The 22,534-nt window shown below is 65.8% G+C and carries 20 protein-coding genes and 1 riboswitch; of the genes, 10 read left to right on the forward strand and 10 right to left on the reverse strand.

The genetic code is table 11. From position 1 onward, the window contains the following. Position 1: 1 nt before the first annotated feature. From NOF55_RS07335 to NOF55_RS07365, 7 genes are all read right to left on the reverse strand, one after another. Positions 2–832: an ABC transporter permease gene (locus tag NOF55_RS07335; protein WP_306410687.1), complete on the reverse strand. Its 831-nt coding sequence runs from the start codon at positions 830–832 to the stop codon at positions 2–4. Continuing rightward, positions 829–1,782, reverse strand: a complete 954-nt coding sequence (locus tag NOF55_RS07340) for an ABC transporter permease (protein ID WP_306410688.1) — start codon at positions 1,780–1,782, stop codon at positions 829–831. Before NOF55_RS07340 ends, NOF55_RS07335 begins: the two co-directional genes overlap by 4 nt. Positions 1,783–1,870: 88 nt before the next feature. Further along, positions 1,871–3,388 carry an ABC transporter substrate-binding protein gene (locus tag NOF55_RS07345; protein WP_306410689.1) on the reverse strand — a complete coding sequence of 506 codons (1,518 nt, stop codon included), beginning with the start codon at positions 3,386–3,388 and terminating at the stop codon, positions 1,871–1,873. A gap of 189 nt (positions 3,389–3,577) precedes the next feature. Continuing rightward, positions 3,578–4,477 carry a LysR substrate-binding domain-containing protein gene (locus tag NOF55_RS07350; RefSeq protein ID WP_306410690.1) on the reverse strand — a complete coding sequence of 300 codons (900 nt, stop codon included), beginning with the start codon at positions 4,475–4,477 and terminating at the stop codon, positions 3,578–3,580. 60 nt (positions 4,478–4,537) lie between these two features. Beyond that, positions 4,538–5,590 (reverse strand): dipeptidase, encoded by a 1,053-nt coding sequence (locus NOF55_RS07355; protein WP_306410691.1) that lies wholly within the window; start codon positions 5,588–5,590, stop codon positions 4,538–4,540. 16 nt (positions 5,591–5,606) lie between these two features. Beyond that, positions 5,607–6,791 (reverse strand): serine hydrolase domain-containing protein, encoded by a 1,185-nt coding sequence (locus tag NOF55_RS07360; protein WP_306410692.1) that lies wholly within the window; start codon positions 6,789–6,791, stop codon positions 5,607–5,609. An 80-nt stretch (positions 6,792–6,871) separates the two neighbouring features. Beyond that, positions 6,872–7,795: a LysR family transcriptional regulator gene (locus NOF55_RS07365; protein ID WP_306410693.1), complete on the reverse strand. Its 924-nt coding sequence runs from the start codon at positions 7,793–7,795 to the stop codon at positions 6,872–6,874. Between the two features lie 175 nt (positions 7,796–7,970). On the opposite strand from NOF55_RS07365, the gene NOF55_RS07370 reads away from it, so the two are divergent. From NOF55_RS07370 to NOF55_RS07390, 5 genes are all read left to right on the forward strand, one after another. Beyond that, a complete protein-coding gene (locus tag NOF55_RS07370; RefSeq protein WP_306410954.1) occupies positions 7,971–9,086 on the forward strand; it encodes an acyl-CoA dehydrogenase in 1,116 nt (371 codons plus the stop codon). 61 nt (positions 9,087–9,147) lie between these two features. Further along, a riboswitch (TPP riboswitch) is annotated at positions 9,148–9,249 on the forward strand. 56 nt (positions 9,250–9,305) lie between these two features. Beyond that, complete coding sequence (thiM, locus tag NOF55_RS07375) at positions 9,306–10,118, forward strand: hydroxyethylthiazole kinase (protein WP_306410694.1); 813 nt, start codon at positions 9,306–9,308, stop codon at positions 10,116–10,118. Beyond that, positions 10,115–10,753, forward strand: a complete 639-nt coding sequence (gene thiE / locus NOF55_RS07380; RefSeq protein WP_306410695.1) for a thiamine phosphate synthase — start codon at positions 10,115–10,117, stop codon at positions 10,751–10,753. Before thiM ends, thiE begins: the two co-directional genes overlap by 4 nt. Next, the gene (gene thiD / locus NOF55_RS07385; RefSeq protein WP_306410696.1) at positions 10,750–11,577 is read left to right on the forward strand and encodes a bifunctional hydroxymethylpyrimidine kinase/phosphomethylpyrimidine kinase; all 828 of its coding nucleotides are present in this window, start codon (positions 10,750–10,752) and stop codon (positions 11,575–11,577) included. The genes thiE and thiD overlap by 4 nt, the downstream gene beginning before the upstream one ends. A gap of 252 nt (positions 11,578–11,829) precedes the next feature. Next, positions 11,830–13,266, forward strand: coding sequence for an NAD-dependent succinate-semialdehyde dehydrogenase (locus tag NOF55_RS07390; RefSeq protein WP_306410697.1), 1,437 nt, complete (start codon positions 11,830–11,832; stop codon positions 13,264–13,266). A 190-nt stretch (positions 13,267–13,456) separates the two neighbouring features. Here NOF55_RS07390 and NOF55_RS07395 read toward each other — a convergent pair whose 3' ends face one another. Next, the gene (locus NOF55_RS07395) at positions 13,457–14,218 is read right to left on the reverse strand and encodes a siderophore-interacting protein (protein ID WP_306410698.1); all 762 of its coding nucleotides are present in this window, start codon (positions 14,216–14,218) and stop codon (positions 13,457–13,459) included. A 191-nt stretch (positions 14,219–14,409) separates the two neighbouring features. Here NOF55_RS07395 and ftsH point away from each other — a divergent pair, with 191 nt between their 5' ends. Further along, complete coding sequence (gene ftsH, locus NOF55_RS07400; RefSeq protein WP_306410699.1) at positions 14,410–16,224, forward strand: ATP-dependent zinc metalloprotease FtsH; 1,815 nt, start codon at positions 14,410–14,412, stop codon at positions 16,222–16,224. Between the two features lie 113 nt (positions 16,225–16,337). After that, on the forward strand, positions 16,338–16,529 hold the full coding sequence (locus NOF55_RS07405) for a hypothetical protein (protein WP_306410700.1): 192 nt from the start codon (positions 16,338–16,340) through the stop codon (positions 16,527–16,529). A gap of 30 nt (positions 16,530–16,559) precedes the next feature. Here the strand turns inward: NOF55_RS07405 and NOF55_RS07410 are convergent, their stop codons facing one another. After that, complete coding sequence (locus tag NOF55_RS07410; RefSeq protein WP_306410701.1) at positions 16,560–17,261, reverse strand: META domain-containing protein; 702 nt, start codon at positions 17,259–17,261, stop codon at positions 16,560–16,562. Between the two features lie 143 nt (positions 17,262–17,404). Between NOF55_RS07410 and dxr the strand changes: the two genes are divergently transcribed. Further along, positions 17,405–18,577: a 1-deoxy-D-xylulose-5-phosphate reductoisomerase gene (dxr, locus tag NOF55_RS07415; protein WP_306410702.1), complete on the forward strand. Its 1,173-nt coding sequence runs from the start codon at positions 17,405–17,407 to the stop codon at positions 18,575–18,577. A 48-nt stretch (positions 18,578–18,625) separates the two neighbouring features. Here dxr and hemA read toward each other — a convergent pair whose 3' ends face one another. Beyond that, the gene (gene hemA / locus NOF55_RS07420) at positions 18,626–19,840 is read right to left on the reverse strand and encodes a 5-aminolevulinate synthase (protein WP_306410703.1); all 1,215 of its coding nucleotides are present in this window, start codon (positions 19,838–19,840) and stop codon (positions 18,626–18,628) included. A 377-nt stretch (positions 19,841–20,217) separates the two neighbouring features. Here hemA and NOF55_RS07425 point away from each other — a divergent pair, with 377 nt between their 5' ends. Then, a complete protein-coding gene (locus NOF55_RS07425; RefSeq protein WP_306410704.1) occupies positions 20,218–20,484 on the forward strand; it encodes a YMGG-like glycine zipper-containing protein in 267 nt (88 codons plus the stop codon). A gap of 105 nt (positions 20,485–20,589) precedes the next feature. Then, a complete protein-coding gene (locus tag NOF55_RS07430; RefSeq protein WP_306410705.1) occupies positions 20,590–22,515 on the forward strand; it encodes an autotransporter assembly complex protein TamA in 1,926 nt (641 codons plus the stop codon). Positions 22,516–22,534 lie beyond the last annotated feature (19 nt).

Consider the following 22,534-nt stretch of genomic DNA (forward strand, 5'->3'; position numbering starts at 1 on the left):
CTCATCCGCTGTCTTCGCGCGGATCGATGATGTCGCGCAGACCGTCGCCGAGCATGTTCAGCCCGAAGACGGCAAGGGCGATGGACAGGCCCGGCAGGATGGCGAGCCAGGGCGCGAGCCCGAGATAGGTCTGCGAATCCGCCAGCATCCGCCCCCAGCTCGGCGCCGGCGGCGCCATGCCGAGCCCGAGGAAGGAAAGCCCCGCTTCCGTCAGGATGGCGAGCCCGAGCTGGATCGTCGCCTGCACGATGATCTGCCCGGAAATGTTCGGCAGGACATGGACGAGGGTGATGCCGAGCGGCCGCTTGCCGATGCTCTGCGCCGCCATGACGTAGTCCCGCGACCATATCTGAAGGGCCGACGCCAGCACGACGCGGGCGAAGACCGGCACCATGAAGGTGGCGATGGCGACGATGGCGGTGAACCGCCCCGCCCCGAGAAACGCGCCGAGCATCATCGCCGACAGGATGGGCGGCACGGCGAAGATCACGTCGCAGATCCGCATCACCAGCGCTTCGGCCCATCCGCGTCGGGCGGCAGCGAACAGCCCGACCGCCGAGCCGACGGCGCCGCCGATCGCAACCGCGGCAAGCGCGGTGGACAGCGAGTTCCACGCCCCGACCATCAGCATGGAGGCGACATCGCGCCCGAACTGGTCCGTGCCGAGAAACCCGTGTTCCAGCGGCGCCTTCAGCTTGTGGACGATCTGCATCCGCGTCGGGGAAAGCGGCGTCCAGACGAGGGAAACGAACGCGGCCGAAAAGAGCAGCGCCGTGACGGCGGCACCAAGCCAGAGTTGAGGCCGACGGCGGAGGGAGGCAAGCGCGCTCATCGCCCCGCCTCCCGCCTGAGCCGCGGATCGATGAACAGATAGGCGATATCGACGACGAAATTCATCAGGATGACCAGCGCGCAGAAGAACAGGACCACATCCTGCATGACGACGATGTCGCGCTGGGCGAGCGCCTGATAGGCCAGCCGCCCGAGGCCGGGCAGGTTGAAGACGTTCTCCACCAGCACCGCCCCGGCGATCAGGAAGGTGAATTGCAGGCCGATGATGGTGACGACCGGGATCAGCGCGTTCGGCACCGCATGCTGCCACAGCGCCGCGCGCGGCGTCAGCCCCTTGGCGCGGGCCGTGCGGATGAAATCCTCGCCGAGCACGTCGAGCACGGCGGCCCGCGTCACCCGCGTCAGCACGCCGGCCTGCGGCAGCCCGAGCGCCACCGCCGGCAGGATCAGAGCCTTGAGCGCCGGCCAGAGGCCGGCCTGCCAGCCCGGAAAGCCGCCCGCCGGCATGATGCCGAGCGTGGTGGAAAACAGGATGATGAGCAGAAGCCCCACCCAGAAACCCGGCACGGCGATGCTGACATGCGAGAACATCCCGACCAGGAAATCGGCGAAACCGTTCCTGCGCGCCGCTGCCAGAACGCCGAGCGGAATGGCGAGCCCGACGGAAATGACGATGGCGAACAGGGCAAGCGGAATGGTAACGTGAAGCCGCTCGACGATCAGCCCGGCAACGGGAACGCCGTAGGTGTAGGACATGCCGAGATCGCCGGTCAGCGTGCCGCCCAGCCAGTGCAGGTAGCGCAGCAGGAAGGGCTGGTCGAGCCCCATTTCCCGCCGGAGCGCGGCCAGCGTTTCCGCGCTGGCGGAAGTGCCGAGCATGACTTCGGCGGGATCGCCCGGCAGGATTTCCATGACCGCGAAGATCAGGAAGGAAACCGCAAGAAGCGTGATGAGAAGCCCGCCCGCACGGCGCGCCAGAACCGCAATCATTCCCGTTTCCCGCTCGTCCGCCGGCCCTGATGTTTCGCCCGCCTGCTCATGGATGGAAGGTGCATGTGGAAGCCGGAAGCGTGCCGGATCACTCTTCCCAATGGACCTCGTTCAAGACATTCGAGGGGATCGGCTCGTTCTCCCACAGGCCCTTGACCTTAGCGTTCCACACCCCGAGCTTCGGCATCACGAAGAGGTAGAGGGCCGGCACGTCATCCGCCAGAATGGTCTGGGCCTCTCCATAGAGCCTCGCCTGCTCGTCCGCATCGGCGGTCGCTTCGACCTTCTTCAGAACCTCGTTGAAGGCCGGGTTGCTGTAATTGAAGTAGTAGGGATCGCGGGCGTAGATATCGATATCCATCGGCTCGGCATGGGCGACGATGGTCATGTCGTAATCGCCGCCCCTGAAGACGTCGGCCACCCACTTGGCCGGAAATTCGGTCGTCTCGATATTCATCGTCACGCCGATTTCCGCAAAAAGTGCCTGAAGGATCTGCGAGGACCGCTGCGCATACTGCATCTGCGGCGCCTTGATGGTGAAGGTGAAGCCGTTCGGATAGCCGGCCTCGGCCAGAAGCGCCTTCGCCTTCTCCACATCGTAGGGATGGACGCCGGTCAGGTCGATGTATCCGGGATCGTTCGGCGTGTAGTGGCTGCCGATCGGCGTGCCGAAGCCGGACCAGGCGCCGTCCACCACGGTGGCGCGGTCGACAGCCATCATCAGCGCCTGGCGCACGCGCTTGTCGTCGAAGGGCTTGCGGGTGTTGTTCATGCCCGCGACGACCTTCAGTTCCGTATGGCCGATGACGACGGCCAGCTTCTCGTCGGTGCGGAGATCCTCGATCAGCTCGGGCGCCGCGAATTCCGGGAAGGCATCGACATCGCCGGACTTCAGCGCCGCCGACTGGGCCTGCGGATCGGCGATGAAGCGGAAGGACGCGGTTTCGAGCCGGGCGGCCTTTTCCTTATCCCAGTAGTCGTCGTTGCGGACGAGTTCGACCTTGTCGCCCTTCGTCCAGCTCTTGAACCGGAAGGGGCCGGTGCCGACCGGGGTCGTCCTGTTGTCGTCGGCGGAAGCGGTGCCGACGATGGATGACGACGGCCAGCCGAGCCAGTAGAGAAGGCTGCCGGTCGGCTCCTTCAGCGTCAGCACCAGCGTTGCGGCGTCCGGTGCCTCGACCGTTTCGATGGTGGCGAAATAGCGCTTCTGCGGATTGACGGAATCCTCGCCCCGCGCCCGGTCGATGGAAGCCTTGGCGACAGAGGCGTCGAAGATCTCGCCGTCATGGAAGGTGACGCCGGACCGCAGCTTGAACGTATAGGTCAGCCCGTCCTCGGAAATCTCCCAGCTTTCGGCAAGCTGCGGCTGGATCTTGCCGTCGCGGTCGATGGTCACGAGACCCTCGAAGATATTCTGCCAGGTCACTTGCCCGATGGCCACCGGCGCCGCAACGGTCGGGTCGAGACCGGCAGGCTCGATCGTCATGCCGAGCACGAGCGAGGTCTTGGCGGCCTCGGCGGCGCCCGCGGACGACACGGCGAGCGTCAGCCCGAGAAGGACATTCCTCACCCAGACGCGCGAAGCCGAAATGATTGCCTTCGTCATGCACATGCCCCTTCCAGTTTGCCGCAACGGCTGTTCCCATCCGCCGTCTGCGGCTTTCGTTCCCGAAACTGTGTCATCGGATCGGCGCACACACAATCGCAATTTTGTGTGCCCCGCGTAACCGAAAGAGCTACACGAAAGCTCTCCCCGTTCCCATAGCGAAAATGCCTCACATGCGACGAACCGCGCTCATGCAACCGGCTGGCGCATGAAGCGCTCGATGAAATCGGCAAGCTTGCTCGCCGCGAAGGAGAGCGGCCTGTCCGGCGCGACGCAAAGCTCGACCGGCGTGCGCACGGCCTTGCCCTCAGCAACCGGCACGGCCCTCATCAGCCCGGCATCCAGTTCCCGCTTGACCGTCAGCGCCGGCAAAAGCGTGATCGCCGCGCCGCGCAGCACCAGTTCGCGCAGCATTTCCAGCGACCCGGTGACGAAGACCGGGTCGAGGGAGAGCCCCTCCGCCGCAAACAGCGCGTCGAACGCCTGCCGGGCGGCGAAGCTCTTGTCCGGCAGGGCAAGCGGCTGCGCGGCGAGAGCGGCGAGCGTCACCGTCTTGCATCCGGCCAGCGGATGGCCCGAAGACACGATCGCATCGTAGAGAATGTCCGAGCGCATCCGCACCTTCACGCCCGATATCTTCGGCGAAAACAGCGTGACCGCGATATCGGCCTCGGCGCTGCCCAGCGCCTCGATGGCGGCGCGGGCGCTGGTGATCGTCACCTCGCAGCGCAACTTCGGATATCTGAGGCTGAACTCCGCCAGAACCGGCGCGATCAGCGTGGCGACCGCCGCCCCGTTGGCGTGGATCGAGACATGACCGCGCTGAAGCCCCTTGAGGTCGTCGATCAGGCGGTGAACATGCTCCAGTTCGCGCAAGGTCCGCCCGGCATGCGCGGCAAGCAGTTCGCCCGCTGCCGTCAGCTTCACGCCCCGGTTCGAGCGCTCCACGAGCTGCGCGCCGAAATGATATTCGAGGTTTTCGATCTGGCGGCTGATCGCGGTCGGAGCCACGTTCAGGTTCTCCGCCGCCGCGCGCATCGAGTTCGTGCGCACCAGCTCGTCAAAATACATCAATGCCCTGAGCTGCATTCGCCCTCCCGCAAAGGCACCGGCCCTGCCTGCTCCCCTCGCGCCTAGGGAAGCCGCATCTTACCGCTCGTGCCAGGCCGCGCCCAGCACCCGCAGCCAGTTTTCCCGGCAGATCTTCGCCAGATCGGGCCCGGTGTAACCCGCTTTTTCCAGCGCCGCCACCAGAGCCTGGTTGCCCGCCGCATCATCGATCTCCGCGGGGATCGTCGCGCCGTCGAAATCCGAACCGAGCGCCACGCAGTCGATTCCCATGCGCTCCACGAGATAATCGATATGCCGCACCATGTCGGAAAGCGGCGTCGCTGCATTCTCCAGCCCGTCCGCCCGCAGCATCGTCGTGGCGTAGTTCAGGCCGACGAGGCCGCGGCTTTCCGCAATGGCGTCGAGCTGCCGGTCGGTGAGGTTGCGGGCGACCGGCGTCAGCGCGTGCACGTTGGAATGGCTGGCGATCAGCGGCTGGTCCGTCGTTTTCGCCACGTCCCAGAAGCCTTTTTCGGTGATATGCGCAAGGTCGATCAGGATGCCGAGGCGGTTGCAGGCCTTCACCAGTTCGAAACCCGCATCCGTCAGGCCGGGCCCGATGTCGGGCGACATCGGATAGGCGAACGGCACGCCATGACCGAAGATGTTGTGGCGGCTCCACACCGGACCGAGCGAGCGCAGCCCGGCGGCATAAAAGACATCGAGCGCAGCAAGATCCGCGCCGATCGCCTCGCAGCCTTCCATGTGCAGAACCGAGGCGAAAACGCCGTCCGCGATAGCCGTGCGGATATCGGCGGTCGAGCGGCAGATCCGCCAGGCCCCCGCCCGCTCCAGCTTCAGCGCGATGGAGGCGAATTCCAGCGCCGTGTCGAGCGAGGACTGTCGCGGCAGCGGCGCGGCCAGCGGCGTCACGTAGTGGCCGTCGGCGTCGGCGTCCTTGACGACCAGGTCGCCGGAAGGAATGTAGATGGCGGAAATACCGCCGACGAGGCCGCCCCGCCGGGCGCGGGGGCCGTCGATGTGCCCGTTCGTCGTGCCGTCGACGAATTCCGCGACCGGGTCGCCGCCGGCCCGCATCGTATTCCAGAGCCGCAAGAGCACATCGTTATGGCCGTCGAACACCAGTTCCATGATTTTGAGATCCGTATCAGAAGGAGCGCGCGCTCACGGCGCGATAGAAGGCAAGGTTACGGGCTTTCAGGTCCTCGTCCAGCGGATTGGGCTGCGAGGACTGCTTGACGACGACCGTGCCGCTCGGCCGGTCGACGTAAAGCCATTGGCCGTGGATGCCGATGGCGCAGAACGCCCCTTCCGGCTCGCCGAACTGATACCACTGGCTGCGATAGCGGCCCCTGGTGATCAGCACGTCGCCGTTCGGCTTCCATGCCTCCGGGTCGCCGTTGGAAAACATATCCTCGATCCAGGCCGGCGGCACGATCTGCCGGTCTCCGGCAGCGCCGCCGGTGCGGATGAGTTCGCCGACCCGGGCGAGGTCGCGGGCCGAGACCGACACGCCGCCGGCCGAACGCGCCGTGCCGGCACTGTCGACGGTCACGGAGGCGTGGGTTTTCGCGCCGAGCGGCTTCCACAGCAGTTCCGACATCAGCCGGGCATAGCGCTCGCCCGAGGCTCGTTCGGCCAGAACGCCGAGCAGATCGGCATTCGGCGACACATAGTAGAAGGGGCCGCCATGCTCCTCGCCGGCCTTCTTCTTCAGGCTGCACAGAAAATCGAGCAGCGGCTCGACCGTGGCGCCCGGCTCCGGCGGGTTCCACAGCATCGCCCGGCGATAGCGCGCGAAGGAACCGTCCGGGTCGAGGTAGGCTTCCTCGAAATCGAGCGCGACACGCATGTCGAGCACGTCACGGCAGGAGCAATCGCCATAGGCGCTGCCGGCGGCTTCGGGAATGTAATCCGTCACGGGCCGCGACGGATCGAACAGCCCCTGCCCTTCCAGAATGCCGAGCAGAACCGCCGTCAGCGATTTGCTGATCGAAAAGACGACATGCGCGGCATTCGGACCGGACCACGGCGCATAATATTCGGCGACGATCCGGCCCTGCCGCATCACGACGAAGGAATCCGTATGGGTCGCCTCCAGATAGGCGCGAACCGTCGGCTCTGCCTCCCCCTCGACGCCAACCGGCGAGGCGAGGAAGGCATCGGATGGAACAGCGACCTCGGTTTCCTCCCTCTTCGCCGCAATCGGCGCGGAGGGCACGAGTTCGCAAACATGCTGGAAGGCAAAGCGGCTGTAGGGCGTCGTACGCCAGCTGGCAAGCGTCACATCGCTGCGGGAAAATCCATAGGTTTCGGAGAAGCGGTCTGTCATGCGTGATCCCGGGGCATCGGCTGGAGAGGTCCGTACCTTTTCCACTTATCGCCCCCTTGGCAAGCGGAAAAACACACTTCTCACCAGGCCGCGACTTCCTGCTGCGCCGTGTAGCGCGACACCTCGTCCAGCAGCCAGTCGCGGAAGCGCAGGACCGGCTCGTAGCCCGCCTTCTTCTGCGGAACGGCCAGATAATAGGCGCTGGCGCTCCTGACCGGCAGGTCGCAGGCGATGACCAGTTGACCCGCGCGCAATTCAGTGTCGATCAGGAAAAGCGGCATCAGCGCCACGCCCAGCCCCGCCATGCAGGCCTGCGCGACATTGGAGAACTGCTCGAAACGCATGCCCTGCGCCGGAGGCGACGACAGGCCGGCGTGATCGAACCAGTGCCGCCAGGCGCCGGGCCGCGAGGCCATGTGCAGAAGCGGCAGGCGGCCCACATCCGCCGCGCCCGTGATCGGGTGTTCCGCCAGGAAGGCGGGGCTTGCGACCGGGGCGACCGTCTCACCCATCAGATAGACGCATTCCGCGCCCGGCCAGTCCGGCTGGCCGACATGGATCGCCGCATCCAGCCCTTCCCTGTCGAAGTCGAAGACGCCGATGCGGGTCGCGAAATTGAAGGTGATCTGCGGATGGGCCGAGACGAAGCCGGGAACACGCGGCAGGAGCCAGCGCGTGCCGAAGGTCGGCAGGATGGCGAGATTGAGCGTGTTGCTATGAATTCCCGTCATGGCGTTGAGCGAGGCGGCACGGATTTCCAGGAGCGCCGCGCCGATCGCCCGCGCATAGGTGCCGCCCGCCTGGGTCAGCCCGACACCCCTGCTCGTCCGCTCGAACAAGCGAACGCCGAGCTGCTGCTCCAGGGTCTGAATCTGGCGGCTGATCGCCCCTTGCGTCAGCGAAAGCTCATCCGCCGCAGCCGAGAAACTGCCGAGCCGCGCCACCGAATCGAAGGCGGCAAGCGCGCTGGTCGAAGGGAGAAGCTTGCGGCTGAGGATGCTCATCCGATATGATTATATGTAATAGAAAAATGAGTAAAGATCGCTTGTCCGAAGCGCGGCGTTTTCCGATAGTCGCCCCACGCTTCAATATGTGGAGGAACCGACGTTGAGCACTCTCGCACCGTTCAAATGGGACGACCCCTTCCTGCTGGAAGACCAGTTGCAGGACGACGAGCGGATGATCCGCGATGCCGCCGCCGCCTTTGCGGAAGCCGAGCTTCTGCCGCGCGTGCAGGAGGCCTATCTGCATGAGGAGACCGATCCGGACCTTTTCCGCCTGATGGGGCGCGCGGGCCTGCTCGGCGTCACGCTTCCCGAAAAATACGGCGCCGCCGGCGCCAGCTATGTCGCCTACGGCCTCGTCGCCCGCGAAGTCGAACGCATCGATTCCGGCTACCGTTCGATGATGAGCGTGCAGTCCTCGCTGGTCATCTACCCGATCCACGCCTACGGCTCCGAGGAACAGCGCGACAAGTATCTGCCGGGCCTCGTGTCCGGCGAGCTGATCGGCTGTTTCGGCCTGACAGAGCCGGATGCCGGCTCCGATCCGGGCGGCATGAAGACCCGCGCCGAGAAGATCGACGGCGGCTACCGGCTGCGCGGCACCAAGATGTGGATCTCGAACGCGCCGATCGCCGACGTCTTCGTCGTCTGGGCGAAGTCCGAGGCCCACGGCGGCGCGATCCGCGGCTTCATTCTCGAAAAGGGCATGAAGGGGCTTTCCGCACCGAAGATCGGCGGCAAGCTTTCCCTGCGCGCCTCGATCACCGGCGAGATCGTCATGGACGGCGTGGAAGTGGGCGAGGATGCCCTGCTGCCGAACGTTTCCGGCCTCAAGGGCCCGTTCGGCTGCCTCAACCGCGCCCGCTACGGCATTTCCTGGGGGGTGCTCGGCGCCGCCGAGGATTGCTGGTTTCGCGCCCGGCAATACGGCCTCGACCGCAGGCAGTTCAACAAGCCGCTCGCCGCCACGCAGCTCTACCAGAAGAAGCTCGCCGACATGCAGACCGAAATCACCCTCGGCCTTCAGGCGTCGCTGCGCGTCGGCCGCCTGATGGACGAGGACAGGATGGCCCCGGAAATGATCTCCATCGTCAAGCGCAACAATTGCGGCAAGGCGCTGGATATCGCCCGTCAGGCCCGCGACATGCATGGCGGCAATGGCATCCAGATCGAGTATCATGTGATGCGCCATGCCCAGAACCTCGAAACGGTGAACACCTACGAGGGCACGCACGATGTCCACGCCCTGATCCTCGGCCGCGCCCAGACCGGCATTCAGGCCTTCTTCTGAGCGTTGAGGGCCGTATGAAACGCAAGGGATGACAATCGCCCCGGCCTCTGCGATAAAGGCTTCGTTGAGACAGGGGCGGTTGCTTGAAAGACGAGCGACCTGAGAAGCACCCTTCGAACCTGAACCGGATAATGCCGGCGGAGGGAGTCTGACGGGTCTTCACGGCGCATCCGGCGCCCGAAGGACCGCCCGGCCGCCCCCGCCTGAAAAGGGGCGAGAATGACAATCCCGAGCGAACTCCACACCACACCGGGCGCTGCCCTGACGGCCATGCGCGCCGCCCGGCCGCTCGTTCACTGCATCACCAACTACGTCGCCATGAACGTCGCGGCCAACACGCTGCTGGCCGCGGGCGCCTCGCCCGCGATGATCCACACGCCCGAGGAGGCCGGCGACTTCGCCCGCATCGCAGCCGCGCTGACGGTGAATATCGGCACGCTTTCCCCGCACTGGGTCGAGGGCATGAAGCGCGCGGCGGAAAGCGCGAACGAGGCCGCAACGCCCTGGGTCTTCGATCCCGTCGCCCATTTCGCAACGGCCTATCGCGCCGGGGTGACGGCGGAACTGCTGGCGCTGGCCCCCGCCGTCATCCGCGGCAACGCCTCCGAAATCATCGGGCTTTCCGGCGGCGGCAGCGCGGCGCGCGGCCCCGATGCCGCCGATCCGGTGGACGCTGCCGAAGCGGCAGCCCGCGCCCTCGCGGCCGGGCAAAAGGCGGTCGTCGCCGTCACCGGCGAGACCGACTTCGTCACCGACGGCTTCCGCGCCGTGCGCATCCACGGCGGTTCGCCCCTCATGCCGCAGGTCACGGCGCTCGGCTGCTCTCTGACCTGCCTCGTCGGCGCCTTCGCCGCCACCACGCAGGACGCCTTCGAGGCCACGGTCGCCGCCCTTGCCTTCTACGCCGTCGCCGGTGAAACCGCCGCCGAACGGGCGGACGGTCCTGGCTCCTTCGGCTGGCGCTTTTCGGATGCCCTCGCGGCCCTGACACCGGAGGAACTCGACGCCCGCGCCCGGATCGACGCCGCATGAGGGTACCGCTTGACCTCTCGCTCTATCTCGTGCTCGACCCGGATCTCTGCGCCGTCCACGGTCTGGTGGAAACCACCCGCGCCGCCGTCGCCGGCGGCGTGACCGCCGTGCAACTGCGCGACAAGAAGGCCGATACCGCCCATCTGGTGGAAACCGGCCGGGCGCTGAAGGCGGCACTTGCCGGCGCGGGCGTCTGCCTGATCGTCAACGACGATGTGCAGGCCGCCATCGCGCTTGAGGCGGACGGCCTGCACATCGGCCAGGACGACATGACCGCGCTAGCGGCAAGGCGGATGATCGGCCCGGACATGGTGCTCGGCCTCTCCGTCGAAACGCCCCAACTGGCCGCCGCCATCGATCCCTCCATCGTCGACTACGCCGGCGCCGGCCCGGTCTTCGCCACCGCCACCAAGCCCGGACACAAGGAACCCGTCGGCTTCCCCGGCCTTGCGGAGATGGTCGCCGTCGCTCCGGTTCCCGCCGTCGCCATCGGCGGTCTCAAGGCGAACCACGCCCGCCCGGTTTTCGCCGCCGGCGCCGCCGGTCTCTGCGTCGTGTCCGCCATCTGCGGCCAGCCGGACCCCGAAGCCGCCGCACGTCTTCTTGCCGATGCCATCCGAAAGGTGCGCTCATGATATTCAACGTTCTTTCCATCGCCGGCTCGGACCCTTCGGGCGGCGCCGGCATCCAGGCCGATCTCAAGGCGTTCTCGGCGCGCGGCGTTTTCGGCATGGCTGCCCTGACGGCGCTGACCGCGCAGAACACGCAAGGCGTATCCGCCGTTTATGTCCTGCCGCCCGACTTCGTGGCCCGGCAGATCCGCGACGTCTTTGCCGATATCCGCGTCGATGCGGTGAAGATCGGCATGATCGCCAATGCCGAAATCGCCGACGCCGTGGCCGGGGCGCTCGCCCCCCAACACGGCGTTCCGGTCGTGCTCGATCCGGTGATGATCGCCAAGGGCGGCGCCGCCCTTCTCGATCCGCAGGCGGTCGACACGCTGAAGCGCCGGCTTCTGCCGCTCGCCACGCTGGTCACGCCCAACCTGCCGGAGGCCGCGGCGCTGACCGGCCTGCCGGAAGCCGCCGACCGCGACGGCATGGCCCGCCAGGCCCGCGCCATCCTCGCCCTCGGCCCGGCGCTGGCGCTGGTCAAGGGCGGGCATCTCGGCGGCCCGGCCAGCCCCGACATTCTCGTCGGCGCCGAAGGCGAACACTGGTTCGAGGCCCCTCGTACCGAAACGAAAAACACCCACGGCACCGGATGCTCGCTTTCCTCCGCCATCGCCGCCGAACTGGCGAAGGGCGCAAGTCCCGCCGAAGCGGTCGCCCGCGCCAAGGCGTGGCTGGCGCAGGCCGTCGCCCGCTCCGGCGACCTGACGGTCGGCTCGGGCCACGGGCCGGTTCATCATTTCCACGCCCTCTGGAACGCCGGGCCGGATGGCAAAGGCGACCCATGACGCGCGGAAATTCGCGCATGGGTCACGTTCGGATGCACGCCTTGCGGGAACGGCTTTCGAAACGTGTTTTTTCGGGCCAAGACGGTTGCCAGCACCGGGAATATACACAATATATCGCTGAAATCCCGACAACGTGGCAGCCGCGCTCCCTTCCGGACCCGGCAGCCCGCGTTCCCTGTCCGCCAAACGCCTTACCCGGCATGCGCAACAGCGCGTTCGCCGGAAATCCGATACAACACAAGGGGTTCCTTCATGCCTAGCTATCCTGACGTAAAGCTTTTCATCGACGGCGAATGGCGCGATGCCATCGGCGGCCGCACCATTTCCGTCTTCGATCCGGCCACGGAAGAGAAGATCGGCACCGTCGCCCATGCGGAAAAGGCCGATCTCGACGCCGCCCTGGCCGCTGCGTCCAAGGGCTTCAAGCTCTGGCGCGAGACCTCCGCTTTCGAACGCTCGAAAATCATGCGCCGCGCTGCCGACATCCTGCGTGAACGCAGCGCCGATATCGCCGTGCTGATGACGCTGGAGCAGGGCAAGCCGCTGGAACAGTCGAAGGCCGAACTCGCCGGCGCCGCCGACGTCATCGACTGGTTCGCCGAAGAGGCCCGCCGCACCTACGGCCAGATCATCCCGCCGCGCGGCGCCGGCGTCTCGCAGATGGCGATCAAGCTGCCGGTCGGCCCGGTCGCCGCCTTCACGCCGTGGAACTTCCCGGTGAACCAGGTGGTGCGCAAGCTGTCCGCAGCCCTTGCCACCGGCTGCTCGATCATCGTCAAGGCCCCGGAAGAAACCCCGGCCTCCCCGGCCGAACTCATCCGCGCCTTCGTCGACGCCGGCGTTCCGGCCGGGGTCATCGGCCTCGTCTACGGCGTGCCGGCGGAAATCTCCGAATACCTCATCGCGCATCCGGTCATCCGCAAGCTCACCTTCACCGGCTCCACGCCGGTCGGCAAGCAGCTCGCGGCCCTCGCCGGCCTGCACATGAAGCGCGCCACGATGGAACTCGGCGGCCACGCGCCCGTCATGATCTTCGACGACGCCGACGTCGAGAAGGCGATTAGCGTCATGGGCGCCACCAAGCTGCGCAATGCCGGCCAGGTCTGCGTCTCGCCCACCCGCTTCCTCGTGCAGGAAGGCGTGGCGGACCGCTTCACCGAAGGCTTCACCAAGATCCTGGCGGAAGCGAAGATCGGCAACGGCCTCGACCCGCAAACGGTCATGGGGCCGCTCGCCAACGAACGGCGCATTCCCGCCCTCGAAACGCTCATCAACGATGCCGTTTCACACGGCGCGACGCTGAAGACCGGCGGCCGGCGCATCGGCAACAAGGGCTATTTCTTCGAGCCGACCGTTCTGACCGACGTGCCGAAAACGGCGCGCATCATGAACGAGGAGCCGTTCGGCCCGGTCGCCATCGTCAACCGTTTCTCGACGGTGGACGATGCCATCGAGGAAGCGAACCGCCTGCCCTTCGGCCTCGCCTCCTATGCCTTCACGACCTCCACCCAGACGGCCCACCGCCTCGGCCAGCAGGTGGAAGCGGGCATGCTGACGATCAACCACAACGGCCTCGCCCTGCCGGAAGTCCCCTTCGGCGGTGTCAAGGATTCGGGCTACGGCACGGAAGGCGGCTCGGAAGCCGTCGAGGCCTATCTCGAAACCCGCTTCGTCACGATGGCAAGCTGATTTGCCCTGACCGGGCATGAGAAAGGCTCTTTTCCGTCATGGTCGGGCTTGCCCCGACCATCCACCGCGCCGCTCGCGGCGTGGAGCCTTGGGACTCGAGCCCGAGGGTGACGAAGGAGATGGGGTTGTCGAAACACTGAGGCGGGAAGAGCGATCTTCCCGCCTTTTCCTTGCCCGGTTTCAACCGGCTTCAGTCGTCCACATGGTCGTGGCCGCCCTCGCGGCCCGGGCGCCAGTAGCCTTCCGACGCGATCCGGTCCTTCGTCATGCCGCGCGACACGAGATGGTGGCGCTGGGCGCGGACATTGCTGGTCTCGCCGATGATATAGGCCTGCCCCTGCCCTTCCGGCAGTTCGAAGGTCTTCAGCCGTGCGAGGATCAGTTCGTTCGGCCCGGCAGGAACGTCGCCGCGCAGGACCCATTCCACCGTGACGTCGGCAGCAGACGTTATCTCCTCGATGTCGGCTTCGGACCGGACCTCCAGGAAGACGAACGCCCGGCTTCCCGCAGGCATGGTTTCCAGAATGTGCAGGATCGCCGGCAGGCAGGTTTCGTCACCGGAAAACAGGTGCCAGTCGGCGTCCTCACGCAGGACGGTGCGCCCGCGCGGACCCTTCGCCGCCACCACGTCGCCGGCTTTGGCGTTGCGCGCGAATTCGGGTCCCGGCGTTGCGCCGTGCATGAAGAAATCGACGGCGATCTCGCCCTTCTCCCGGTCGATACTGCGGACCGTGTAATGGCGGCGGCCGACCTCGCCATTGCCCAGCGGCAGGAAGAAGGCGAAGTCCTGACCCGGCTTGTAGGCGAGTTCGGCGATATTGGCGGTGGTGAACAGGACCCGCCGGAAAGACCCGCCGATGTCGAAGGCGTCGGTGACGATGAAGGTCCATGACGGAAGATTGGGGCGCCCGCCCGGACGACGGCCGGCCGGTTCGGCAACGATCTGGTTCATACTTTCCTCCTTTACTCATGTTTTACACCGGACGTATCACGGAAAATGCACAAACGCACGCCGCCGGACGGTTAAATTTGCGCGAGGGCGGCAAATCGACGCCGTGCGCTCCATCCGCGGTTGAGCTTTGCGGCGCTCTGTCGCAAAGTCCGGGGCGACGCTTGCCCGGCTTGAAAGATCATTGGACTGACATGAACAAACAGACGCAATTCCACATCTGGTACTGGATCGCCGCCTTCTTCGGCATTCTCATGCTGCAATACGTCTTCGTAACGGCCCAGCAGGTCGCCGAAGTTCCCTACAGCGATTTCGAGAGATACCTCAAGGAAGGCAGGATCGCCGAAGTCGCGGTCTCGGACAATTACCTCCAGGGCACCCTGAAGGAAGCGCTTCCCGGCGGCCAGACGCAGTTCATCGCCACCCGTGTCGAACCGGATTTCGCCGAAAAGCTGGACCAGTACGGCGTCAGGTTCGCCGGCCGCATCGAAAGCACCTTCCTGCGCGACATCCTGTCGTGGATCATCCCCGCCGTCTTCTTCATCGGCATCTGGATGTTCATCCTGCAACGCATGGGCGCGGGTGCCGGCGGCGGCCTGATGCAGATCGGCAAGAGCAAGGCCAAGGTCTATGTCGAGGCGGATACCGGCGTCGATTTCTCCGATGTCGCCGGCGTCGACGAGGCCAAGGACGAACTGAAGGAAATCGTCGACTTCCTGCGCGACCCGGACGGCTACGGACGGCTCGGCGGGCGCATGCCCAAGGGCGTGCTGCTGGTCGGCCCGCCCGGCACCGGCAAGACCCTTTTGGCCAAGGCCGTGGCCGGCGAGGCGAAGGTGCCGTTCTTCTCGATCTCCGGTTCGGAGTTCGTCGAAATGTTCGTCGGCGTCGGTGCGGCCCGCGTCCGCGATCTGTTCGAACAGGCCCGCGCCCGGGCGCCGGCCATCATCTTCATCGACGAGCTGGATGCGGTGGGCCGCGCCCGCGGCATCGGACCCTTCGCCGGCGGCCACGACGAGAAGGAGCAGACGCTGAACCAGCTTCTGGTCGAACTCGACGGCTTCGATTCCAGCTCCGGCCTCGTGCTGCTGGCCGCGACCAACCGTCCCGAGATTCTCGACCCCGCCCTTCTGCGCGCCGGGCGCTTCGACCGGCAGGTTCTGGTCGACCGGCCCGACAAGAAGGGCCGCATCCAGATCCTCGAGGTGCATCTGAAGAAGGCGAAGCTCGGCGTCGATGTCGATCCCGAACAGATCGCCGCCCTGACCCCGGGCTTCACCGGCGCCGACCTTGCCAATCTCGTCAACGAGGCGACGCTTCTCGCCACCCGCCGCGGCGCCGACGCCGTGACGATGGAGGACTTCAACAACGCCGTGGAGCGCATCGTCGCCGGCCTGGAAAAGCGCAACCGCCTGCTCAACCCGCGCGAACGCGAGATCGTCGCCTACCACGAAATGGGCCATGCGCTGGTGGCAAGCCTGCTGCCCGGTTCAGACCCCGTTCACAAGATCTCCATCATCCCGCGCGGCGTCGGCGCGCTGGGCTACACGATCCAGCGCCCGACCGAGGATCGTTTCCTGATGACGCTGGAGGAATTGCAGAACAAGATGGCCGTGCTGCTTGGCGGCCGCGCCGCCGAATGGGTGGTCTACGATCACCTGTCGACCGGCGCCGCCGACGATCTTGCCCGCGTCACCGATATCGCCCGGGCGATCGTCACCCGCTACGGCATGACGGAAAAGCTCGGCCATGTGGCGCTCGACCGCGACCGCCAGTCCTTCCTCCAGCAGGGCGAGGCCGCCTATGGCCAGCCGCAGCACGATTACTCCGACGAGACCGCCGATGCGATCGACGGCGAGATCCGGCGCATCATCGACGAGGCCTTCAACCATGCCGTCCGGCTGCTGAAGGCACACCGCGAACTGCTGGAAAAGACCGCCCGGGCGCTGCTTGCCAAGGAAACGCTGGACGCCGCGGACCTGAAGAACCTGATGGGGGAAAGCGCCTGACGCTTCGCCGTCGAAGGGGTCGCCGGTTGGCGACACCCTTCCCGGAAAGTCGCAGTATGCACCGGCCGGCGGTCGTCCTATAGTGCCCGCCCGACATGGAGAGGAGGAGCCCCATGCTGCCGGACGTGACGTCACCCGCACTCTATCTCGCGATCCTGATCGCCGCGATCCCCTATGCCGCGCGCTATTTCGCCGACCGCAGCGAGACTGCCGCAGCGGAACGTGTCTCGATCCTGACGCGCCACCCGTTCACGGTCGGCACGTTCATGACGGCAGCGCTCGGCGTCTATCTCTTCAACGCCTGAAACTTGGTTTTGCGATCTTCCGCTTCCGCGTCAGGCGTCGGGCGCGCAGGGGATGCCCGGATCGTCCTCGCCCTTCGTGAGGTCGAACAGGGTGGCGTCGTCTCCATTCACCCACCAGACGAGCGCATCGCCGGCATATTTCGCCCCGGAGGCGGCGATGACGTTCGCCGCGACGGTGAAGGTCTCGCCGCGCGTCAGCGTCACCAGCGACACGGCGCCGGCATTGATATAATCGGCGATGACGGTTTCCTCGCCGCAGCGATAGGCGACCTGGTTGCGCTCTACGGCATCCGCGCCCGGCACCGCGATCGAGATCTGTGCCCGCTCGTCGCTGCGTGCCAGAACGGCCAGCGGCTTGCCTGCATCGTCGGAAAGCGTCAGCTTGCGGGTTTCCTCGTCATAGGAAAAACCGGCAGCCCCGGTCAGAACCTCGAAGAACCGCGCCTCCTGGTCCATCGCCGCCGGCGGGCAGGCCATGCGCGTCGCCGCCGCAGGACCGAAGTCGATCGCAGCACCTTCCGCCGTCAACTGGCCGCGGTAGCGATTGCAGCCGCCCTGGCCGAAAAACGTGCCGTCGGCGGAAATCTCCAGCGTCGTCTGCAACCGGTCGACGACACCGCCGCCACCGATATCCTCGGCAAGCCAGCGCCCTTGCAGCGTGGCGGGAACATCGGCGGCGACGGCCGACGAGGCGGCAAGCAGGCCGAGGCAAACGGCGAGAACGGACTTCATGGGGCATTCCTTCGGTTACGTGTCCGGGCAGATGTGGGGCGCGGCGCGCGAAAGTCAAAGCCTGAAATTCGCACTTTCGCCTTGTGGGACGCCCGTATCGGGGTTAGATCGGGGCCGAAAAGCAAAGCAGACGGTATTTTCCCATGACTGAGGCTGCATCTTCCCGGCGCCGGATCACCATCCTCGGCTCCACGGGCTCCATCGGCACGAATACGCTCGATGTCGTCGCCGGCCTCGGCGGCCGCGAGGCGTTCGACGTGATGGCCCTGACCGGAAACGGCAATATCCGCCTGCTCGCCGAACAGGCGAAGACCTTCGGCGCCCGCCTCGCCGTCACCGCCAGCGACGACCATTACGCCGACCTGAAGGATGCCCTGTCCGGCACCGGCATTGCGGTCGCCGCCGGCAAATCCGGTCTGGCGGAAGCCGCCGCCGCGGACGCGGGCTGGGTCATGGCCGCCATCGTCGGCACCGCCGGTCTTGCCCCGACGCTGACCGCGGCGCGGCGCGGCGCGGATATCGCGCTCGCCAACAAGGAATGCCTCGTCTCGGCGGGCCGGCTGTTCGTCGAGGCCGTCAGCAAGGGCGGCGGCAGGCTCCTGCCGGTCGACAGCGAGCACAATGCGATTTTCCAGGTGCTGGAGGAAAACCAGCGCCACGCGCTGGAGCGCATCATCCTCACCGCCTCGGGCGGCCCGTTCCGCAACTGGACCTTGCGGCAGATGGGATCCGTCACCGTCGAAACGGCCCGCGCCCACCCGAACTGGTCGATGGGCCTGAAAATATCCATCGACAGCGCCTCCCTGTTCAACAAGGCGCTGGAGATGATCGAGGCCCAGCAGCTTTTCCGTCTCAGGCCTGACCAGATCGAGGTCGTCGTGCATCCGCAATCGGTCATCCACTCGATGGTGGGTTATGCCGACGGTTCCGTGCTTGCCCAGCTCGGCTGTCCGGACATGCGCACTGCCATCGGCTATGCGCTGACCTATCCGCGGAGAACCGCCCTGCCCGTCGAGCGGCTGGATTTCGCCCGGATCGCCCGGCTCGATTTCGAAGCGCCCGATCCCGAGCGATTTCCCGCCCTGCGCCTTGCCCGGGAAGCGATGGAAGCCGGCGGGGTGGCCGGCGCCGTGCTGAATGGCGCCAAGGAAGTGGCGCTCGATGCCTTCATCGCTGAGCGCATCCGCTTCCTCGACATGCCCCGCATCGTCGAGCGGACGATGGCGATGCTGTCGCAGATGCCCGCCGCCGCCTCGATAGAGGATGTGTTCGCCGCCGACGAAAAAGCCCGGCAGGTGGCCGCCGGGCTTCTGTAATCGCCGGAGGCCTTCGGGGCTTTCCGGCCGGTCTCGTCGTGAGTGGTTTCAGGCAACCGCCCGGGAAAGCGCACAGCGCGACCACAGGCTGTGCAGCGCGCCGACCAGATGCTCGATATCGGCATCCGTATGCAGCGGCGTCGGCGTGAAGCGCAGGCGCTCCGTCTTGCGCGGCACCGTCGGGAAGTTGATCGGCTGCACGTAGATATTGAAGTCGTCCAGCAGGATATCCGAGATCCACTTGCACTTCGCCGCATCGCCGACCATCACCGGAACGATGTGGCTCGGGTTCGGCATGTGCGGAATGCCCTTGGCCTCGAGGGCGGCACGCAGCTTGCGCACCCGGTCCTTATGGCGGGCGCGTTCCATCTGGCTGACCTTCAGGTGGCGGATCGAGGCGAGCGCGCCGGCGGCCAGCGCCGGCGGCAGCGCCGTCGAGAAGATGAAGCCGGAGCCGAAGGAGCGGATGAAGTCGCACACCGCGGCCGAGCCCGTGATGAAGCCGCCCATGACGCCGAAGGCCTTGCCCAGCGTGCCTTCCAGAATGGTGACGCGGTCCATCAACCCCTCGCGCTCGGCGATGCCGCCGCCGCGCGGGCCGTACATGCCGACCGCATGAACCTCGTCGAGATAGGTCATGGCGCCGTATTTGTCGGCAAGGTCGCAGATTTCCTTGATGGGCGCGATGTCGCCGTCCATCGAATAGACCGATTCGAACGCGATCAGCTTCGGCGCCGCCGGATCGGCAAGCCGCAGCTTTTCCTCGAGATCGGCCAGATCGTTGTGCTTGAAGATCACGCGCTCGCACTTGCCGTAGCGGATGCCCTCGATCATCGACGCATGGTTCAGCGCATCGGAAAAGATGATGAGGCCGGGGACCTTCGCGCCGAGCGTGCCGAGCGCCGTCCAGTTGGACACGTAGCCGGAGGTGAACGTCAGGGCGGCTTCCTTGCCGTGCAGGTCGGCGAGTTCCTGCTCCAGCAGGACATGATAGTGAGTGGTGCCAGAAATATTCCGGGTGCCTCCCGCACCCGCGCCACAGTGCTCGATGGCCTGTTTCATAGCCTCGATCACGGTCGGATGCTGGCCCATGCCGAGATAATCGTTGGAACACCACACCGTGACTTCGCGTTCGCCGTCGCTTGTGTGGCGGGTCGCCCTCGGAAAATTGCCGCGATGCCGTTCGAGATCGGCGAAAATGCGGTAGCGCCCTTCCTGGTGCAGGCTATCCAGCTCGCTTTTGAAAAATGCTTCGAAATCCATGACAGTCTCCAAACTTCGGCGTCCGTTTTCGATTCTGGGGGCCGGAACGTCAAGTCCGGATACCAGAAAGGCCGCCACCTGCGGCAAAAGGCGCATGCTTTTGAATTATTCCAAACGGAACCTAGCCGAAAGACAGTGAAGAAAAATTGATTCACATCAAGGTCGGATTCTGTGTGAACCGCATCGCAACAAGACGCAATCGCTGCGAGATACGCCAAATTTTAAGAATATTAACCTAGTTTGAGTGGACTTCGATAAAAGGCACGATATTTATGGACCAACCGTGCGGCATGAAGAAACGCCCATGCGTGCATCGGAGCAACGCTGAAAGGCGGGGACGAAGGTTAGGATATCGAGCTTCACCTGAGGAGAGTAACATGAAGAAAGCTCTTGTTGTCGTGCTGGCGGGCCTGACGCTCGCAAGCTGCACGCAAACCGAAAGAGGCGCCACGATCGGTGCCGCGTCCGGTGCCATCATCGGCGGTGCCGTGGACAATAGCTGGCGTGGCGCCGCTGTCGGCGCGGCCGTTGGCGGTGCTGCGGGCGCGGTCCTCGGATCGGTCTCCGAGCAGCCCGGCCAGTGCTACTACCGTGACCGCTACGGCCGCCGTTACATCGACGCCTGCCCGCGCGGCTATCGCTGACGACAAAAATAAGCCACAGGGACGCGCCTTCATGGGAGGCGCGTCCTTTCACCCGTGCCGAAAGGCGCTGTTTCTGCATGATGCGCAGAACGGATAAATGGCTTGATGCTGAAAAGAGGGACACGTCCGGTTTTGAGTAATGCGTATTCTCGGGCAGGCCTCATCGGCACGCTCGCGGGGGCAGTGTTTCTGGCACCCGCACTTGCCCGGCCCGTTCAGGCCTTCGAACTGTTCGGCATCCACCTCTTCGGCAAACGCGAGGAAGCGGTGGTGGTCTCCGACCCCGTGCATTACGAGCTGACGCTCGAAGCGCCCGGCGCGGAGAGCGATCTCCTCGAAACGCTCCAGAACGCCTCCGAACTCTACAACGGCCGCGAAGACCCGGTCTCCGGCGACCTCGGCGTCGTCGTGAAGGCGCGCGACGACCGCGAGCGCCTGATCGCGGCGCTGTATGAAAATGCCCGCTACGGCGGCGTGGTGCGGGTCAGCGTCGCCGGTCAGGATATCGATTCGCTGCCGCCGAACCCGACCTTTCCGCGAAACCGCCCGGTTCCGGTACGTGTGACGGTGGAGCCAGGCCCCGTCTTCCGGCTCGGCCACATCCATCTGGAAGGGGAAGCGGCGGGCCGCAATCCGGTGGATCTCGGGCTTGAGCCCGGCGGCGAAGCCGGTTCGCTGCGCATCCTGCGCGCCGGCGAGCGCCTGGTCGCCGCCTTCCGCAACGAAGGCCGTCCGCTTGCCAGGCTCGACAGGCGTGAAGTGGTGGCCGATCACGCGACGCAGACGGTGGACGTGACGCTTGCCGCAACCGGCGGGCCGGTCGCGCCGGTCGGCAGCGTCACCGTCACCGGCACGGAGAAGGTCGATAGCGGGTTCGTGCGGGATTATTCGCGCCTCAACGCCGGTCAACCCTTCAGCCCGGAAGACATGAAGAAAGCGGCGGATCGCCTGCGCAACCTCAGCGTTTTCTCCAGCGTCACCATCAAGGAGGCGAACGCGCTCGCCCCGGACGGCACCATCCCGGTCAGCATCGAGGTCGCGGAAGGCAAGCACCGCTATTTCGGCTTCGGCGCCCAGATGTCGACGACCGATGGCGCCGGCCTGTCCGGTTACTGGGGCCACCGCAACCTGTTCGGCAAGGCCGAAACGCTGAAATTCGAAGGCTCCGTGTCCCGTCTGGGCGAAACGACCGACGTAACCGGCCTCGACTATCTGGCGGGCGTCACGTTCTCCAAGCCCGGCATCTTCGTGCCCGAAGCCCGCCTCGACGCCAGCATCATCGCCAAGACGGAGCACCCGGATACCTACGAGGCGAACTCGATCACCGCCGCGACAAGCATCACCTACGAACTCAACGACCGCGACACGGTGAGCGGCGGCGGCGAAATCGACTGGTCGAAGACGACCGACGCCTTCGGCGAAAACGAATACCTGACCGTGTCCCTGCCGGTCACGGCCAAGCGCGACGCCCGCGACAACAAGCTCGACCCCGCCAATGGCTATACGGTCTCGCTGGCGGCGAAGCCGAGCTACGAAATCAACGGCGGAACCTTCTTCTCGTCGGTCGAGGGCACGGTGACGGGTTACAAGGGCCTCGGCGAGAACAACCGCGTGGTGCTGGCCGGCAAAGGCGCGCTCGGCACGCTCATCGGCACCGACGATCTTGCGAAGATCCCGACGACACGGCGCTTCTTCGCCGGCGGCGGCGGCTCGGTGCGCGGTTATTCCTATCAGGAGATATCGCCCTACAACGATGCCGGCGACGCAACCGGAGGGCGTTCCTACGCGCTTGCCTCCGCCGAAGTGCGCATCAAGGTGACGGAGACGATCGGCGTCGTTCCCTTCATCGACGCGGGCACCGTCTCGACCGAAATGGTGCCCGATTTCTCCGACATCCGCGCGGGCGCCGGTCTCGGCGTGCGGTATTCGACACCTTTCGGCCCGCTTCGCCTTGATGTTGCCGTTCCGTTGAACAAATACGACAATGGCACCAAATACGGTATCTATGCGGGGATCGGTCAGGCATTCTGACCGCAAGAGAGCGAAAAGA

The sequence above is a fragment of the Ectorhizobium quercum genome (assembly GCF_026552795.1).
In the GTDB taxonomy this organism is placed as follows: domain Bacteria; phylum Pseudomonadota; class Alphaproteobacteria; order Rhizobiales; family Rhizobiaceae; genus Ectorhizobium; species Ectorhizobium quercum.